This window comes from Priestia sp. LL-8 (assembly GCF_036227845.1).
In the GTDB taxonomy this organism is placed as follows: domain Bacteria; phylum Bacillota; class Bacilli; order Bacillales; family Bacillaceae_H; genus Priestia; species Priestia zanthoxyli.
In genome coordinates this window covers 2,090,746-2,106,533 of record NZ_JAZAQH010000001.1, presented here as the reverse complement: position 1 = coordinate 2,106,533, position 15,788 = coordinate 2,090,746, and the positions used below count along the sequence as shown (strand labels likewise).

General features: G+C 39.4%; 15 protein-coding genes, 1 other RNA gene and 1 riboswitch. Of the genes, 7 read left to right on the top strand and 9 right to left on the bottom strand.

Annotation, left to right across the window (positions count from 1 at the left end):
• Nucleotides 1-87 precede the first annotated feature (87 nt).
• Together U9R83_RS10665 and U9R83_RS10660 are read left to right on the top strand one after the other, a co-directional pair.
• Nucleotides 88-3,192: a glycoside hydrolase family 2 TIM barrel-domain containing protein gene (locus U9R83_RS10665; RefSeq protein WP_328575226.1), complete on the top strand. Its 3,105-nt coding sequence runs from the start codon at nt 88-90 to the stop codon at nt 3,190-3,192.
• Nucleotides 3,193-3,333: 141 nt separating this feature from the next.
• Entirely contained in the window at nt 3,334-3,513 is a 180-nt protein-coding gene (locus U9R83_RS10660; RefSeq protein ID WP_014460280.1) for a hypothetical protein, read from the top strand.
• A gap of 30 nt (nt 3,514-3,543) precedes the next feature.
• Here U9R83_RS10660 and U9R83_RS10655 read toward each other — a convergent pair whose 3' ends face one another.
• From U9R83_RS10655 to U9R83_RS10640, 4 genes are all read right to left on the bottom strand, one after another.
• Entirely contained in the window at nt 3,544-4,455 is a 912-nt protein-coding gene (locus U9R83_RS10655; protein ID WP_014460281.1) for an EamA family transporter, read from the bottom strand.
• A 100-nt stretch (nt 4,456-4,555) separates the two neighbouring features.
• Nucleotides 4,556-6,472: a vWA domain-containing protein gene (locus U9R83_RS10650; RefSeq protein WP_014460282.1), complete on the bottom strand. Its 1,917-nt coding sequence runs from the start codon at nt 6,470-6,472 to the stop codon at nt 4,556-4,558.
• 11 nt (nt 6,473-6,483) lie between these two features.
• Complete coding sequence (locus U9R83_RS10645) at nt 6,484-7,374, bottom strand: ATP-binding protein (protein WP_014460283.1); 891 nt, start codon at nt 7,372-7,374, stop codon at nt 6,484-6,486.
• Nucleotides 7,375-7,530: 156 nt separating this feature from the next.
• Nucleotides 7,531-7,761, bottom strand: coding sequence for a YkvS family protein (locus U9R83_RS10640; protein WP_013056869.1), 231 nt, complete (start codon nt 7,759-7,761; stop codon nt 7,531-7,533).
• A gap of 421 nt (nt 7,762-8,182) precedes the next feature.
• Here U9R83_RS10640 and U9R83_RS10635 point away from each other — a divergent pair, with 421 nt between their 5' ends.
• Complete coding sequence (locus U9R83_RS10635) at nt 8,183-8,677, top strand: RNA polymerase sigma factor (RefSeq protein ID WP_013056868.1); 495 nt, start codon at nt 8,183-8,185, stop codon at nt 8,675-8,677.
• Nucleotides 8,674-9,864 (top strand): anti-sigma factor, encoded by a 1,191-nt coding sequence (locus U9R83_RS10630; protein ID WP_328575225.1) that lies wholly within the window; start codon nt 8,674-8,676, stop codon nt 9,862-9,864. The genes U9R83_RS10635 and U9R83_RS10630 overlap by 4 nt, the downstream gene beginning before the upstream one ends.
• A 27-nt stretch (nt 9,865-9,891) precedes the next feature.
• On the opposite strand, the gene U9R83_RS10625 is transcribed toward U9R83_RS10630, so the two are convergent.
• A complete protein-coding gene (locus tag U9R83_RS10625) occupies nt 9,892-10,344 on the bottom strand; it encodes a helix-turn-helix transcriptional regulator (protein ID WP_014460286.1) in 453 nt (150 codons plus the stop codon).
• A 142-nt stretch (nt 10,345-10,486) separates the two neighbouring features.
• Between U9R83_RS10625 and U9R83_RS10620 the strand changes: the two genes are divergently transcribed.
• The 3 genes from U9R83_RS10620 (at nt 10,487) to U9R83_RS10610 (ending at nt 11,969) form a co-directional block, all read left to right on the top strand.
• Nucleotides 10,487-11,107 (top strand): hypothetical protein, encoded by a 621-nt coding sequence (locus U9R83_RS10620; RefSeq protein WP_243549216.1) that lies wholly within the window; start codon nt 10,487-10,489, stop codon nt 11,105-11,107.
• Nucleotides 11,108-11,216: 109 nt separating this feature from the next.
• Nucleotides 11,217-11,394: non-coding RNA, 6S RNA (gene ssrS, locus U9R83_RS10615), on the top strand.
• A gap of 146 nt (nt 11,395-11,540) precedes the next feature.
• Nucleotides 11,541-11,969 carry a pyridoxamine 5'-phosphate oxidase family protein gene (locus U9R83_RS10610; protein ID WP_208732370.1) on the top strand — a complete coding sequence of 143 codons (429 nt, stop codon included), beginning with the start codon at nt 11,541-11,543 and terminating at the stop codon, nt 11,967-11,969.
• A 28-nt stretch (nt 11,970-11,997) separates the two neighbouring features.
• Here U9R83_RS10610 and thiE read toward each other — a convergent pair whose 3' ends face one another.
• The 4 genes from thiE to U9R83_RS10590 all read right to left on the bottom strand — a co-directional run bounded on the left by thiE (nt 11,998) and on the right by U9R83_RS10590 (nt 15,744).
• On the bottom strand, nt 11,998-12,642 hold the full coding sequence (thiE, locus tag U9R83_RS10605; RefSeq protein WP_013056863.1) for a thiamine phosphate synthase: 645 nt from the start codon (nt 12,640-12,642) through the stop codon (nt 11,998-12,000).
• Nucleotides 12,643-12,655: 13 nt separating this feature from the next.
• Nucleotides 12,656-13,462, bottom strand: coding sequence for a hydroxyethylthiazole kinase (gene thiM / locus U9R83_RS10600; protein WP_208732371.1), 807 nt, complete (start codon nt 13,460-13,462; stop codon nt 12,656-12,658).
• A 74-nt stretch (nt 13,463-13,536) separates the two neighbouring features.
• Nucleotides 13,537-13,645, bottom strand: a riboswitch (TPP riboswitch).
• 191 nt (nt 13,646-13,836) lie between these two features.
• Nucleotides 13,837-15,048 carry an MFS transporter gene (locus U9R83_RS10595; RefSeq protein WP_014460291.1) on the bottom strand — a complete coding sequence of 404 codons (1,212 nt, stop codon included), beginning with the start codon at nt 15,046-15,048 and terminating at the stop codon, nt 13,837-13,839.
• A 96-nt stretch (nt 15,049-15,144) separates the two neighbouring features.
• Nucleotides 15,145-15,744 carry a TetR/AcrR family transcriptional regulator gene (locus tag U9R83_RS10590; RefSeq protein ID WP_014460292.1) on the bottom strand — a complete coding sequence of 200 codons (600 nt, stop codon included), beginning with the start codon at nt 15,742-15,744 and terminating at the stop codon, nt 15,145-15,147.
• Nucleotides 15,745-15,788: the final 44 nt, after the last annotated feature.

Sequence of the window (15,788 nt, the reverse complement as noted above, 5' to 3'; positions counted from 1 at the left end):
AAAATAATTAGATTGATAAGGTTCTCAGAAAACGTTATCATTTTCATATAAACTAATAACCTAGTAATCTAGAAATGAGGGATCGACATGTTAAAAACCGGCAAGAAATTTAATTATACAGCACCTGCAAACGGATACCCTGAATGGAATAACAACCCTGAGATTTTTCAATTGAACCGTGCGAAAGCACACGCTTTACTAATGCCTTATCAAACGGTCGAAGAGGCCTTAAAAAATGATAGAAAATCTTCTGTTTACTACCAAAGCTTAAATGGCAGCTGGTACTTTCATTTTGCTGAAAATGCAGATGGCCGCGTTAAAAACTTTTTCGCTCCTGAATTTTCACATAAGAAATGGGACTCTATTTCAGTTCCTTCACACTGGCAGCTGCAAGGATATGACTATCCTCAATATACAAACGTGACATACCCTTGGGTTGAAAACGAAAACCTCGAACCTCCTTTTGCACCGACTAAATATAACCCTGTCGGTCAGTACGTCCGTACTTTTACACCTAAATCAGAATGGAAAAATCAGCCGGTGTACGTCAGCTTCCAAGGCGTCGAATCTGCTTTTTACGTATGGGTTAACGGTGAGTTTGTTGGATACAGCGAAGACAGCTTTACTCCAGCTGAATTTGATATAACTTCTTACCTTCAAGATGGTGAAAATACGATAGCAGTAGAAGTATATCGCTGGAGTGACGCAAGCTGGCTTGAAGACCAAGATTTTTGGCGAATGAGCGGCATCTTCCGAGATGTGTATCTCTATTCTACTCCACCGGTTCACATCTATGACTTTAGCGTTCGTTCGTCGCTTGATAACAACTACGAAGATGGTGAACTTAGCGTTTCAGCTGATATTTTAAATTACTTTCAGCACGATACTCAAGATCTAACATTTGAAGTCATGCTGTATGACGCGAATGGCCAAGAAGTACTACAAGCTCCGCTGCAAACAAATTTAAGTGTAAGCGATCAACGTACAGTCTCCTTGCGTACACACATTAAAAGCCCTGAAAAATGGAGCGCAGAAAGTCCTAATTTGTATACGCTTGTACTTAGCTTAAAGAATTCTGCTGGTTCTATTATCGAAACAGAAAGCTGTAAAGTCGGCTTCCGTACCTTTGAGCTAAAGAACGGCCTTATGACGATTAACGGCAAGCGCATTGTACTTCGAGGAGTGAATCGCCACGAATTTGATTCAGTAAAAGGCCGGGCAGGCATCACACGCGAAGACATGATTCACGACATTTTGCTGATGAAACAGCATAATATTAACGCGGTGCGTACATCCCATTACCCTAACGATTCAGTATGGTATGAACTGTGTGATGAATACGGACTGTACGTGATTGACGAAACCAACTTGGAAACGCACGGCACGTGGACTTATTTACAAGAAGGTGAACAAAAAGCCGTTCCAGGAAGCAAACCAGAATGGAAAGAAAACGTATTAGATCGCTGTCGTTCTATGTACGAACGTGACAAAAACCACCCTTCTATTATTATTTGGTCACTTGGCAATGAGTCATTTGGCGGAGAAAATTTTAAGCATATGTATACCTTTTTTAAAGAAAAAGATTCCACGCGACTCGTTCATTACGAAGGAATCTTCCATCACCGTGACTATGATGCTTCTGATATAGAAAGCACGATGTATATTAAGCCAGCAGATGTAGAACGCTATGCCTTAATGAATCCGAAAAAACCTTATATTCTGTGTGAATACAGTCATGCGATGGGTAATTCTTGCGGAAATCTGTACAAATACTGGGAGCTGTTTGATCAATATCCAATCTTGCAAGGCGGTTTTATATGGGACTGGAAAGATCAAGCTCTTCAAACAACAGCAGAAGACGGTACACCTTACTTAGCTTACGGCGGAGATTTTGGTGATACGCCTAACGATGGCAACTTCTGCGGAAACGGCTTAATCTTTGCTGATGGGACAGCTAGCCCAAAAATTGCAGAAGTAAAAAAATGCTATCAGCCCGTAAAGTGGACAGCAGTCGACGCTGCAAAAGGAAAGTTTGCCGTTCAAAACAAACACCTGTTTACAAACTTGAACGCCTATGATTTTGTTTGGACTGTTGAAAAAAACGGTGAACTCGTTGAAAAGCATGCGTCCCTTTTAAATGTAGATCCTGATGGTACAGAAGAACTGACGCTTTCTTATCCTCTTTACGAGCAAGAAAACGAAACTGATGAATTTGTTTTAACTCTTTCTCTCAGATTATCCAAAGATACAGCTTGGGCTTCAGCTGGATATGAAGTGGCGTACGAACAGTTTGTACTGCCTGCTAAAGCCGCTGTACCTTCAGTAAAAGCTGCTTATCCTGCTTTATCAGTTGACCAAAACGAACAAACGCTTACGGTTACAGGAACTAGCTTCACGGCTATTTTTGACAAGCAAAAAGGGCAGTTTATCTCTTACAACTATAAGCATACCGAGCTGCTTGCGTCGGGTTTTCGTCCGAACTTTTGGCGCGCAGTAACCGATAATGACCTCGGCAATAAATTGCATGAAAGATGTCAAACGTGGCGTCAAGCAAGCTTAGAGCAGCACGTGAAAAAAGTAACTGTTCAACCGCAAATTGACTTTGTTATCATTTCGGTTGAGCTAGCTTTAGACAGCTCTCTTGCTTCTTGCTATGTAACGTATACGCTATATAACGATGGTGAAATGAAGATTGAACAATCTTTAGCACCTTCTGAGGCAATGCCTGAAATTCCTGAAATCGGCATGCTGTTTACGATGGATGCGGCTTTTGATTCTTTAACATGGTACGGCAGAGGCCCTCACGAAAATTATTGGGATCGTAAAACTGGCGCTAAGCTTGGCCTTCATAAAGGCAGTGTAAAAGAACAAGTTACACCGTATTTACGCCCTCAAGAATGCGGAAACAAAACGGACGTTAGATGGGCAACTATTACAAACGATCAAGGACGCGGCTTTTTACTAAAAGGTTTGCCAATAGTCGAGCTGAATGCTTTACCTTACTCGCCTTTTGAACTGGAGGCTTACGATCATTTTTACAAACTGCCGTTAAGCGATTCCGTAACCGTACGGGTTAACTACAAGCAAATGGGCGTTGGCGGAGACGACAGCTGGGGAGCTAAAACACATCCTGATTACACACTATACGCCAACCGCTCGTATACAAATATGTTTACGCTAAAACCTCTATAATATAAAAATCAAAAGAGACTGGGACAACAGTATTTTAATTAAAATTAAACAAGAACTATTAATCAAAATTACTGATTAATAGTTCTTGTTTTTTGTTGTCATGGTGAACCTAGGCTCCATGTGTTTAGTTGCTTCTAGCTGTTGATTGGAAGGCAAGGCAAAGACTCCTGCGGGGAAAGCGGAACAGGTGAGACCCCGCAGGAGCGCAAGCGACGAGGAGGCTCAGCGGCCGCCCGCGGAAAGCGAAGTCTTGCACGGAAATCAACGGCGGTGTCACAAGCGGTTCAGCTCATGTGTACGAGTTGTTCGTCTTTCGATTGAATTCATTTCGTTATGTTCTCAACCTTTTTCTTATGATGTCACCTCTGGCTTTCGCTGAGAAAGTAAAAATACCGTAGCGATAATAAGAATTGTACCTAGCCACTCCGTCCACCCAAACGTCACATGAAGCCATAGAACAGATAGCGCGGCTGCTGATAAAGGCTCCGCTGACGCAAGAACAATGGCTTCTGAAGCGCTAATATGCTTTAAACTTTCCAAGTAGCAATAAAAGGCAATGAGCGTTCCAAAGATAATCACAAATAGCACCGCACACAGCGACAATAGCGACCACTCACCGGCTATATGCCACGGCTGGTGAATAAATGAAAAACTTACACCTCCTATTACCATTCCCCAGCCTACTACTTCAATTGAGCTCCATTTCGCCAGAAGGCGTTTAGGCTGAAGCGTATAAAAAGCAGACGTCACGGCTGCCCCAATCCCCCAAAACAACCCCCATCCTGTAATAGACAGCTCGTTAAAATTTCCGCTTGTTGCAAGAAAAAATGTCCCCGTTATGACGAGCGCAACAGAAATCATTTCTACTTTCACCGGCCACTTTCTTGCTTGCACAGCTAAATAGCCAATAATAAATATTGGCGACGTATATTGAAGCACTGTAGCTGTAGCAGCGTTTCCTGCTTCAATAGCTGCAAAGTATGTATACTGCACGCCGAGCATACCGATTACACCAAACAAAAGCAGCGAAGTCCTCTCTTCTTTTGCTTTCCAAATCGCAAAAATATTGCGCTGCTTAGAGGCTATTGCCAAAAGCAGCAATCCGGATACTAGCATACGAACGACGACCAGCCACTCTGCGTTAAAACTCTTATGCTGAAATAAATATTGAGCTACCGTGCCAGATACTCCCCACATTGTGGCACCAATGATTACAAGCAGCAGCCCCCATGCTCGTTTAGATGACGTTTGAACTCCTTCCACTTACCATTCCTTCTCTCTTTTTCATATATATTTTAACTTACCTCGCTCTTCGTTAACGGTCAATAGCAAAAAAAGTCGAAGCATATTGCTTCGACTTTTTTTAAATACTTTTATGAAGTAATTTCTTAAGTAAAGGAAATAGCACATCGGGAAGTTCTTCGATGTTTGGTACTAGAATACTATATTTCCCGTACATATTTTGAATGGTTTTCTTTTGTCCTTCATCAATTTCACCGTTCGATAAAAAGACGTTGATGACTTCGATTCCATGCTTTCGTGCCTCTAATACCGCTTCGTGCGTATCTACAATACCATTTTGTTCATATCCCATAGCGGCTGGTTCACCGTCTGAAAACACAAGTAAAAACTTCTGCTGTTCAGAACGCTGAAGCAAGCGGCGTGTCATATGACGAATAGCAAATCCATCACGGTTATCTTCTTCAGGTTCAAGCTGCATAATTTCAGGACCGCTTTTACGCTTTAATGATGCTTGAAAGTCCATAACCGTCTGCAGGTAGTTAGGCTGGCTTGTTTCAGTAGCATCATTTGTATCTTCCCAAAATCCTACAATTTGATGAGGCACCATAACGGATTTTAACGCTTCGTGAAATAGCGTAATCCCGAGCTTCGTTTCATCCATTTTGTCGTACATCGATGCCGAACAGTCAACTAAAAGAGAGAAGACAGCATCAATTTGTGCAGAATCTTCATCTTTTTTATAAAACAAACGAGGATTATCATCTGTCCATAGTTTTAGAAGCTTTTTATTTAATCGGCCAAAGTGCAGCTCGCTTCTAGGCAGCGTTTTTTTATGTTCAAGCGTTTTTTCAATCATTTGCTTTAATTTTTTTTGATACGATGCAATGATTTTTTTATTCTCATCATACTGAACAACGTGATCGTCGTTCGGAAGTTTAGAATCTACAAAAACAGCATAGGCATGCTTATTTTCTTTCCCATACTCATAATCCGCTTCCCCGTCTTTTTCCGGGTGCGTTTGCTCCATGGCTTCGATTTGAGAATAATCGTTTCGTGATGTTTTTTGAGAAGATCCTTGCACCATTCCCATTGCTTGATCTCCATCGTCGCCTTCACGAACACCATCGCCTAGCATATCTGTTTTTGAACCTTGATCCATATCAAACTGTAGAAAACTTTGCGTCGCTTCGCTTGTCTCTCGATGCCACATTTCCATTTTCTCTTCGTGAATGTCTTCATCTCCGTCTTTTTCATGCTCTAAAATATCATCGTTCACTAATGAATCTTTGCGTTTTAAATCTTCAAATGTTAACCCTTCTTCTAACTGATCATACTGAAGTTCAGCCAAGAAGAAATAAGTATTCAGCATATCTTTTTCGATAATATCATCAAAAACATCTACGAGTTCAAGGCAGATGCGCGATACATCTTTTGTTGTTTTAGCTTCATATACATTTGTTAGCTGTCTGCGAATAAAAGGCATCGCTAAGTTAATCGATTCACTCATTGAAGGAATTTCTTCAAACGGATTTTCAGCCGTTAATAGCAAGTAAATGCCGTTAAAAAGTGCATCCGTGTACACGCTTTTTGTTAAATTTGCGCTCATTTGTGTAGCAAAATATTTTCTATAGAGCTCCCTTCTGACGGCGAAGGCTTTTTTCGTTCCAGGACGTTCGCGTTTGCATACTTCTTCTAAACGAATATCTTCAAACAGCATAAACAGCTGCTTAGCTAAGCTAGGTACCGAGGTTTTATTTATTTTCTTTAAATATGCATTAATTTCTTTGAAGTTTGAATGCTTATAGCTTCCAATACTTCTTAAAAACACATCACTTTTTAAGCCGTACACTTTGTCTTCTTCTGGACGGTTATCCCAAAAGTGACTGAGATAAATAATGCCGTGTACAGGATCATAATAAGATGAAACGCGATACTCTACTTCAATTTCATCATTTTTTGTTAATGTTTTCGTTAAATCTGCCAGCTCCATATAGAGAAAGGAATCTACATTTTTGTCGTTAAATTTAATAAATCGCATAGCGCCACTCCTTACTCAAATAATGTTTCAGCAATATTTTGAATGGCGGCTTTTTCCCTTTCATCTTCTAGCTTTTCAATAATACCGCGTTTAATCGCGCGAAGAGGCGGCATATAAAGAGCTAAATCACACGTATCGATAAGCGCACGAATAGACGCAGCTTCTTCTGATACATGGCCGCTTTGAACTTGAGTAATTAAATCTGCAGAGAGCGTGACAAATTTATCAATTAATTTTTCGTCTTTTAACTGAGACTGAGACATTAGAACTTGCTTTAAGCTGCTCCCTTGAATATATGGCACTTCAATAACAACAAAACGATTTTTTAACGCTTCGTTTAATGGAACAGTCCCAACATACCCTTCGTTAATAGCCGCTACTACGCCGAATGTTTGCTGACCGCGCACTACATCTCCAGTGAATGGGTTTGTAATCATTTTTCGGTAATCAAGTACCCCGTTTAAAATAGGAAGCGTTTCAGGTTTCGCCATGTTAATTTCATCAATATATAATAAATGGCCTTTTTTCATTGCCTGAATAACAGGTCCTTCTACAAACTCGATACCTGTTTTGCCTTCTTGTTCAGAAATTGTTTTGAAGCCAAGCAGCGCTTCTGCATCTAAATCAACCGAGCAGTTAACGCTATGCATCGGCTGAGAAAATAAATGCGACAGCGTTTCGGCAAGCTTTGTTTTACCTGAACCTGTTGGCCCTTTTAAAAGTACGTTTTTTCCTAGTGACAAGGCAATAATGGCATCTTCTAAAATATCTGCTTCTTCTGCTGTATAGCCGCCTTTTCCGATTAATAGCTGATCAGCATGAGACAGATTTTCATATTTACGATTCGCTAAAAGCGAAAGAACCTCTTTTGGTAATGATAATTGTGATAATTGAATTGACATAACAAAAAATCCTTTCTTTCTGCATACTTTCTATAGTTTACTAAAAAACATTCTTCTTCTCAAAGAATTGCTTTACCTATGCGTTTCTCTAAGGTTTCCGATAGAAAAATTGCCGTCTTTAGACATATATTCAGTAAAAAAAAGTAGGTTATTCACCTACTTTTTTACGATTTTATAGTTTTTATGATTAACGACTGTTTTCATGGATTCGCCCGTTTCAGCATCTTTCCCAAAATCTACGATAACCGAATTGTCTCGCACTACCATAACAATTCCTTTAAATCCTTTATAGTCGCCTTTTTTAGGCTGAATCGTATCGCCAACTTTAGCTGCTTTGACTTTAGGTGCTTGTTCTTCTGTACCTTGTGTATTTTCTACGTCCATCATGACCCCACCTTTTCCAATTTACCGTGTTTTTTATAAGTGAAAACACAATTTAATTTACTTTTTGTTGAAAATACTTAGTTTATTTTCCCACAAACATCCATGGTTAAACACCATGTGTTTGTCCTTTTTCATTTTGCAAACAAACGCTGTATTTTTTATTATGTATGTAGCTGTTTTTTGTAAGAGCACATCCTTGTTCTATCATAACATTTTCTGTTTCTTTCGAACACCAATTACCCTTTAGTTTTTTAAAAAAATGACAAATTACACGGAATTATGTCGAATTTCATATGATTTTCTTTTTAGTATGATAAGCTATATATCGTATTTTAAGCATCTTTTATCTATTACATACGATTTTTGATAAAAAAACCGAAACTTTTATCTACAAATTGCGTTGATTAAATGAAAGGGGGAGAAAATGGCACAACAGCATAACTTTGAACACATTTATAAACAGCACATGCATGATTTGCTGCGCTATCTTCTCTCTCTTACTCGCAGAAAAGAATCAGCGGAAGATTTAATGCAGGAGACCTTTTACCGGGCACTTTTACACTTAGAAACGTATAAAGGCGAGGAAGTGAAGCCTTGGCTGTTCAAAATTGCTTATCACGCCTTTATTGACTGGTATCGAAAAGAAAAAAAACGCCCTACTGTCGAAATAGAAGAATGGCACTTTACTCCTCAGCCAAGTGCTGAAGAACAAGTGATGATTCAAAGTGAAATCGACGGCTGGCTTTCTGATGTATCTGCTTTGCCTCCGGCTAAGCAGAATATTGTACTGTTACGAGATTATCATGGCTTCACATATGAAGAGATTGCAGAAATGACTGGCTTTACTCTGTCAAAAGTGAAAATGGACTTGTATCGTGGTCGTCAACAATTGAAAAAAAGAAAGGAAGAGGACGGATGAGCTGTCAAGATATGAAGCATCAATGGGAAAAATATAAAAACGGCACTTTGACAGACAAAGAAGCAGAAACACTTGAACAACATACGGAAAATTGTGAAGCATGCTCAGCTCATTTAGAGTACTTGCTAATCGAAGATGAACCGTTATCGCCCACTCCATCAACTACTTCACTAAGTGACGATACGATGTTGGATAATAAAAAAGTTAAAAAGTCCATTTATATCGCCAAATGGAAGCAGCGCCTTTCAAATGTGACAACTGTCATTAGCTCTGTGGTTCTGCTATGGATTATCGGCAGCTTTTTATCCATTGTATATTATCATCAATCAAAAACCGAATACATAAACAGCGTCAATCAAGCGGCTATCGAATCTGCTTTTCCGAACGTTCATATACGTGAAACCACTTCTGATACACAGTCCTTTTTCCGAATGCAGTCGCAAATGGAAGCTTATAAGCAAATTGGACGTGAAGAGCAGGCCATTGGGGCGTTTACATTTCATCAGCTGTTTGATAAAACGAGCGGTGTAGAAAAAGAATTTTCCGGCGGTAAATACGATCTTAACCTTTCCTTTGTCTATCCTGATCAAAAAAAACTAAAGCTACATGCAAAAGAGTATAAGGAATGGACGAATGAAACATGGAATGCATTAGAAAACCTACCTAAAGGAACGGTAAGTGAAGTGGCTATTTCTTTTGATGATACGTATTCGCTAAAAGAAGTTCAGCAAAAAATGAACGCCATCGACAGCCGTGATTTTTCTACCTCTTGGTACGCGCTTAATACAGGGAACGAACAAAAAACAAGCACAAAAGATGAGCCATTAATTGACTTAACATCAACATTTGGCTTTCCAGAGTTTTTAGACTTGCCTTACGAGCACAAAGAAAATCAAACGCACTCTACTAGCAAGTCGAACGTTTTAGGTATGATGAAACTATTAGCCGATAATGAAGAAACGGTCCAAAAAGTTCGTCAGCTAGACCATTCCGATTTGTTGCTAAAGCAGCGATATTCTTATGTAAAAAAACATGGAGTCGGTGTGTACGGCGTTGTGATTACAGGACCTACCAAAAAGCTTCTGAAATTAAAAAATGATCCGTCTATCACCTATGCGTCACTTGGAGATGTAGAGCTATGGAATTGGTTCAACCGTCCTTCATCCGGCACGTTAATGAATCAGTAACAAGCACTTGAAAGCAAGTGCTTGTTTTTATTTCTTTGTTAATTCTTCAAATCTTTCTACAGCTTCGCTTTTATCAAATGAACTAAACCATCGATAGTCTTGGTCATCTAAAATACGATAGTGCTGACTAATCATATTTTGCTGCAGACGAAAAGAACCTTCTTTTTGAATCTCTTTCCACCATACTCTTCCTCCGAGCGTTTTATCTTTTGGAGAAGATACGCCGTTATGAGCAATGATTTCTACTACTTCTAAGGGGACGTCTCCTAAAACTGATTGAAGGATTTCACTGTCACCAAACAAACCGCATACTGCAACAGTAGTCGTCCACCCTGCTTCCGTGCGCCCTTTTTCAATTTGAACCAATGTTTTTTTGGAAATACCAATGACTTCAGCCATTCTATCTTGTGAATAGTTTCTTTCTAAACGAATTAATCGTATTTTATCCGATACTGATTTAATCACTTCTTGTTTATTCATTTTTACAGCCCTTTCTTTCTATACACGCACATGTCTTTAGTGTAATATTACACCTAATTAAAGAAGCGTTTCAAGCGTTTCCCTTCATCACAAGACGGGGAAATATACTAAAATGGTTTAACAATTAAAAGGAGTTGAGAATATGTATATCATTGTATGGGCTATGTTTGTACTATACGCCTTTTTGCTAGCTCCGGGAGCAAGCGCCGCTAATGATTTGCTGTTTAAAAATCTTATCACAGGAAATTTTCAACAGGTAGATCCGCTCGTGGTTATGGTATTCTCTTTTTTAGGACTTTTCCCAGTATTGTTCCTGGTAATGATTTGTAAAAAAGATACGTACAAACTGCCTGGATGGCCATTTTCTCTTCTATCATTTGGGCTTGGAGCTTTTTCTCTTTTGTTCTATTATCATTGGAAAGGACAAAAAGTTCGAACACGTTCGCGTATTTCTTCACGTTTCATTGCCATCATTTCTTCTCGTCTATGGATTGGACTATGCTTAGCGCTCACGATTGCAGGTTACGTATACGGACTATCCATAGGTTCAATAAGAGCTTATGGAGATGCTTTTATGCAGTCACAGCTTGTTAGCGTGATGACCGCTGATTTTTTTGTTTTAACGTGGCTTTCTTATTCCGTTATGACAAAAGAAAGGATAGCATCCCGACCTTACCTTCTCTTATGTTTCATTCCAGTTGCGGGCCCTTTTTTTATTTTGTTACTGCATAACCGCCAAAATATTAGAGAAGAAAAACTTTAAATAAAAGTCTTGCGTTCCATTCATTATTCCGTTATAATCATTTCTTGTACGATGAAAGTTGATTAATTAGAAAACATTTATATATCGGCATTTTATTTACATTTGTTATACATACCTGCGCTGTGCGTATACTCATGTTGTCTTAAACCTTTGAGTGTTAAAAGGGAGCTCAAAATTTAGCTGCAGATAGCACGCCCTTCTTGGGACGCTAAACCCGGCTATGAGGGCACCCACCTAGTAGATCTGGGTATTTAAGACACTTAGGGTTACGGCAGTGCGGGCTTATTTTTTAGTTAGCTGTAGCTAACTTTTTTATTTTTTAATTTATTAGTTTACATAATTATTTTATTGTTAACTTATATTTTTTTTAGACATGTATGTTTTATTTATCTTCGATTGAGGAACATAAAAAGTAATAAAGGAGATGGATAAAATGAATGAACAAAAAATTGCTAAAAAAGTAAATGAAGTATTAGAAGGAAATCGTGTAGGAACATTAGCCACAGTTGTAAACAACAAACCCCACTCTCGCTATATGACATTTTTCAGCGATGAAGATGGTATCGCTCTTTACACACCAACAAATATCAATACACATAAGGCAGAAGAAATCGAAGCCAATCCGAACGTGCACGTACTATTGGGCTACAGTGGCGAAGGATATGGCGATCAATACTTAGAATTATCTGGGACAGCTGTTCTTCGTACCGGTGATCAATTAAAAGGACGTATATGGAACGATCACATGAAAGAATGGTTTGACGGTCCAAATGACCCTGAGTATGTTGTTCTTGAAATTACGCCAAGCGAAATTCGCTTTATGAATGAAGGCGAAGAAACTCCTCAAACTGTTCAGCTATAATAAAAAAAGCGCACACTGTGCGCTTTTTTTATTTTCCTACCGCTTCTTTCAATTGAGCTGCTTTTTCTTTTGGAGACGCTGCTAAGCTAATCGCGGTAATAATAGAAACGCCATCTGCACCTGCTTCTACTACTTGTTTGGCATTTTCAGGCGTGATGCCACCGATTCCTACAATTGGAAAGTCAATATTCTGGTTTCGCACTTCTTCAATTAATTTTGTACCTTGTACTGCTTTTGCGTCTTTTTTTGTAGAAGTAGGAAAAACAGGTCCCATTCCTACATAATCCGCCCCGTCTTTTATCGCTTGCTGCAGCTCTTGTACATTATGAACAGAGACGCCCACAATTCCTTTTCCTATTTTTTCTCGAACAATATGAGCTTTTTCATCTTCTTGTCCAATATGAACGCCATCTGCTTGTAAGCGGATCGCTAAGTCAAGATCATCATTCACAACAAAAGGAACGCTGTGCTGCTGACAAATTTGCTGAAGTTCTTTCGCCAGCTGATATTTCGCTTCTCCTGTTAAGGCACCCTCGCCTTTTTCACGAAATTGAAACACGGTAACGCCGCCTTCAATTGCTTCTTTTAATACTTCTTTCGGATCTTTTTTACAGTTATTGCTGCCCATTATAAAATAAACTTGCAGCAGCTTTTTGATTTCTTCGTTTGTCATTTTCCGGCTCCTTTTAACGTTGATGTACTCTTGCATATGATTCAATATCCTGCCCAGATAAAAGATGAAGCTGGTTTAACAGCTCAATTTGAAAGCTTCCCGGCCCTTCTTCACCTTTTTTCGCTGCGGCGATTTCACCTGCCACTCCGTAAAAACTTAAAGCAGCAACGCTTGCCTCGACATATTCTTTGTCTACAGCAGCGAAAGCTCCTATAATTGATGTCAACAGACATCCAGTCCCCGTCACTTTAGTAAATAACGGGTGACCGTTGTCTACTGTATACGTTGTGTTTCCATCCGTGATTACATCTTGTTTACCCGTAATAACAATCACTGTATCTAATTTGTTCGCCGCTTTCTCAGCAAGTTCAATGACGTCTCCTTGCCCTTCTAATGAATCAACGCCTTTAATGAGCCATGACTCGCCTACTACATTCGCAACTTCAGCAGCGTTACCACGAATAACTGCAATATTTAATTCTTCTACAAGCTGACGTGCTACTTCTGTACGAAACGGTGTCGCTCCGGCTCCTACAGGATCGAAAATAACCGGCACGCCATTTTCATTTGCTGATTTTCCTGCTATTCTCATTGCTTCTACTTCTTGAGCCGTCAGTGTACCCATATTTAAGACAAGCGCTCCGGCGATTCGAGCCATATCAGCCACTTCTTCCTTCGCATAAGCCATAACAGGTGACGCTCCTAGGGCAAGCAGTCCATTTGCTGTAAAATTGGTTACCACAACATTCGTAATATTATGAATAAGCGGACTTAAGTCTCTTACTTTTTCTAATTGAGCTGAAATTTTACTAATATCCATGTTCTCTCACTCTTTTCATTTAGTTTTAACACTGCAAAAAAAGACAAAAAAGCACCTTGCATGCGCAAAGTGCTTTGGTATGTACTCACATTCCCTGCGCTGGCATTATCCAACAGGTTCAAATGGTCAACAGGCGCCCCTGTACTCTCAGCCTGCCCCGCGCAAGCTCCCATACTATTCTTGTTACGTTTAAAGTTTACTATTAACCCTTTTTATTTGCAACCATTTCACTGTTTTGCCGATAAAATAAAGCTTCGCTATAGGCTGAGTGGTGTTGTAAATCTTACAGCTTTACTAAAAGCATCATTAAAAGACCTCCAGTAAGCTACTGGAGGTCTTCTATCCCCTAAAAATTCTATCATTTTTCCTTCTCGTTATTTCTCTTGAATCGCTTGATTTCTCACAGCTGTTTTTCGGTCCTTCCCTGCTCTTAAAGATAAAAGAAAACAAAGCAGCAGTACAAGTGCAGCTGATACGTACGGATAATTAATGTTTATATCAAAGAGAAAGCCTGCGACAACGGGTCCAATAATATTCCCAAGACTTGTATAAGCAGAATTTAGTCCGGCTACATACCCTTGGTCGTCTTGTGCCATCATCGACATTTGCGTGCTGATTGCCGGACGTAAAATATCTGTTGCTAAAAAGACGATAAATGTTACAACAATAATAAGCCAGTACGTGTGCACAAATAGCGTAAGTAAAATAAAAAGTCCCGTCATCATCAAGCAAAACGAAATCACTCTTTTTTCACCGAACTTATTTAAAATCCAGCCAAAAATCGTAACCTGCACAACAGCCCCTGCAATAGAGCCAAACGTAATAACAAACGCAATATCTTTTGGCGTAAAGCTAAATTTATGATCCACAAATAGTGAAAAGATCGTTTCATAATTGGATAATCCAAACGATGTCACAAAAACGATAATTAAACTCAAAAAATAAGGTTCTTTATAGGAATTCATAAGCTGCAGTAGCAGACGCTCTTGCTTTGGATTTTCGTTGCTTACAGAATCTTGTACAGGGCGGGACTCTGGCAAAACAAACAGCGTAATCACTGCTGCTAAGCCCCCTGCTACTGCGGCCATATAAAACGGTACGCGCATGCCGTATTCAGCTAAAAAGCCCCCGATACCGGGCCCAATAATAAATCCTGTTGTAATCGCCGCCGTCACATAGCCCATTCCTTTAGCACGTTCTTTAGCAGACGTCACGTCCGCTGTATAGGCCATAACAGCAGGCATAATAAGCGCGGCCCCGACCCCGCCTAGCATTCTCGATACAAATAATAAGAGAGGTGTACTCACTGAACCAAAGAACCATTCAGACAGGGCAAAAACAATCATTCCCGCTACAATAATTTTCTTTCTCCCTAACGAATCTGATAACCGCCCCGCTAAAGGTGAAAACAGAAATTGAGTTAGCGAAAACACCGCTACTAAAAGGCCCATCACGCTGCCGTTGATATGAAGCTCCGTCATATATGTTGGCATAATTGGAATAACGAGACCGATTCCCGTAAAGATAATAAAGATATTTAGCATAAGCAGCAAAATCGCCGCTCGATTTCTCAATAATAATGACATATAAACCTCCTGATTACAAAAATACTGAACGTTCGGTCTATAAAGATACAAAATAATGAGGGATTACTCATTGCTAAAATAAGTATCCCCAATTATTTAAGAAGACCTTACTATAATTCCGTTTAAAAATACATCGATCGCTGAATGATAAAGCTGCATGGCATTTTCCGTACTCGTTTTTCGAGACATGCGGCTCATTCCAACAAACAGCCCTTCTAAAATCACTGCAAGCTGCTCTGCATTTTTATGAGAAAACTCACCTTCATCGATGCCTTTTTGCAAAAGTTCGCGGTTAAACTCCACGTGCCGTTTCACCATTTCATCAATTCGCTCTTCGATATCGCTTCCCTTTTCCTCATTGTTAAAAAACTCATCGGCGGCTTTTGTAAGAGGATGATTCAAATCATCTAAAATGATTTGCTCAGCAATTCCAAAAAGCTTATCTCTTGTTGTTTTGTAAAGAGACTCTCTTTCTTTCCAGTTTCTCTCCCACTCAAGGTCCCATTCGTCTATTAAATAAAGAAAAAGTCCTTCTTTACTTTTAAAGTGATAATAAATATTCCCTTTACTGCTTCCTGTAGCTTCTACAATATCCTCAATAGACGTAGCTTTATAGCCTTTTTGAGAAAATAATGCTTTAGCAGCATCTGCCACTTTTCTTTTGGTTTGTTCACTTTGAAGCTTTTTTTTATTCAAGCTTTTTCCACCGCCCCGCACATTTATTATTTATACTGAACATT

What these genes read in the sequence shown, in the direction of transcription:
- thiE (WP_013056863.1), bottom strand. Translation starts at nt 12,642, where the DNA reads ATGACAAACGAAGAAATCAAAAAGCTGCTGCAAGTTTATTTTATAATG.
- U9R83_RS10640 (WP_013056869.1), bottom strand. Translation starts at nt 7,761, where the DNA reads ATGATGGACGTAGAAAATACACAAGGTACAGAAGAACAAGCACCTAAA.
- U9R83_RS10595 (WP_014460291.1), bottom strand. Translation starts at nt 15,048, where the DNA reads ATGTCATTATTATTGAGAAATCGAGCGGCGATTTTGCTGCTTATGCTA.
- U9R83_RS10630 (WP_328575225.1), top strand. Translation starts at nt 8,674, where the DNA reads ATGAGCTGTCAAGATATGAAGCATCAATGGGAAAAATATAAAAACGGC.
- thiM (WP_208732371.1), bottom strand. Translation starts at nt 13,462, where the DNA reads ATGGATATTAGTAAAATTTCAGCTCAATTAGAAAAAGTAAGAGACTTA.
- U9R83_RS10620 (WP_243549216.1), top strand. Translation starts at nt 10,487, where the DNA reads ATGTATATCATTGTATGGGCTATGTTTGTACTATACGCCTTTTTGCTA.
- U9R83_RS10650 (WP_014460282.1), bottom strand. Translation starts at nt 6,472, where the DNA reads ATGCGATTTATTAAATTTAACGACAAAAATGTAGATTCCTTTCTCTAT.
- U9R83_RS10645 (WP_014460283.1), bottom strand. Translation starts at nt 7,374, where the DNA reads ATGTCAATTCAATTATCACAATTATCATTACCAAAAGAGGTTCTTTCG.
- U9R83_RS10610 (WP_208732370.1), top strand. Translation starts at nt 11,541, where the DNA reads ATGAATGAACAAAAAATTGCTAAAAAAGTAAATGAAGTATTAGAAGGA.
- U9R83_RS10665 (WP_328575226.1), top strand. Translation starts at nt 88, where the DNA reads ATGTTAAAAACCGGCAAGAAATTTAATTATACAGCACCTGCAAACGGA.
- U9R83_RS10625 (WP_014460286.1), bottom strand. Translation starts at nt 10,344, where the DNA reads ATGAATAAACAAGAAGTGATTAAATCAGTATCGGATAAAATACGATTA.
- U9R83_RS10635 (WP_013056868.1), top strand. Translation starts at nt 8,183, where the DNA reads ATGGCACAACAGCATAACTTTGAACACATTTATAAACAGCACATGCAT.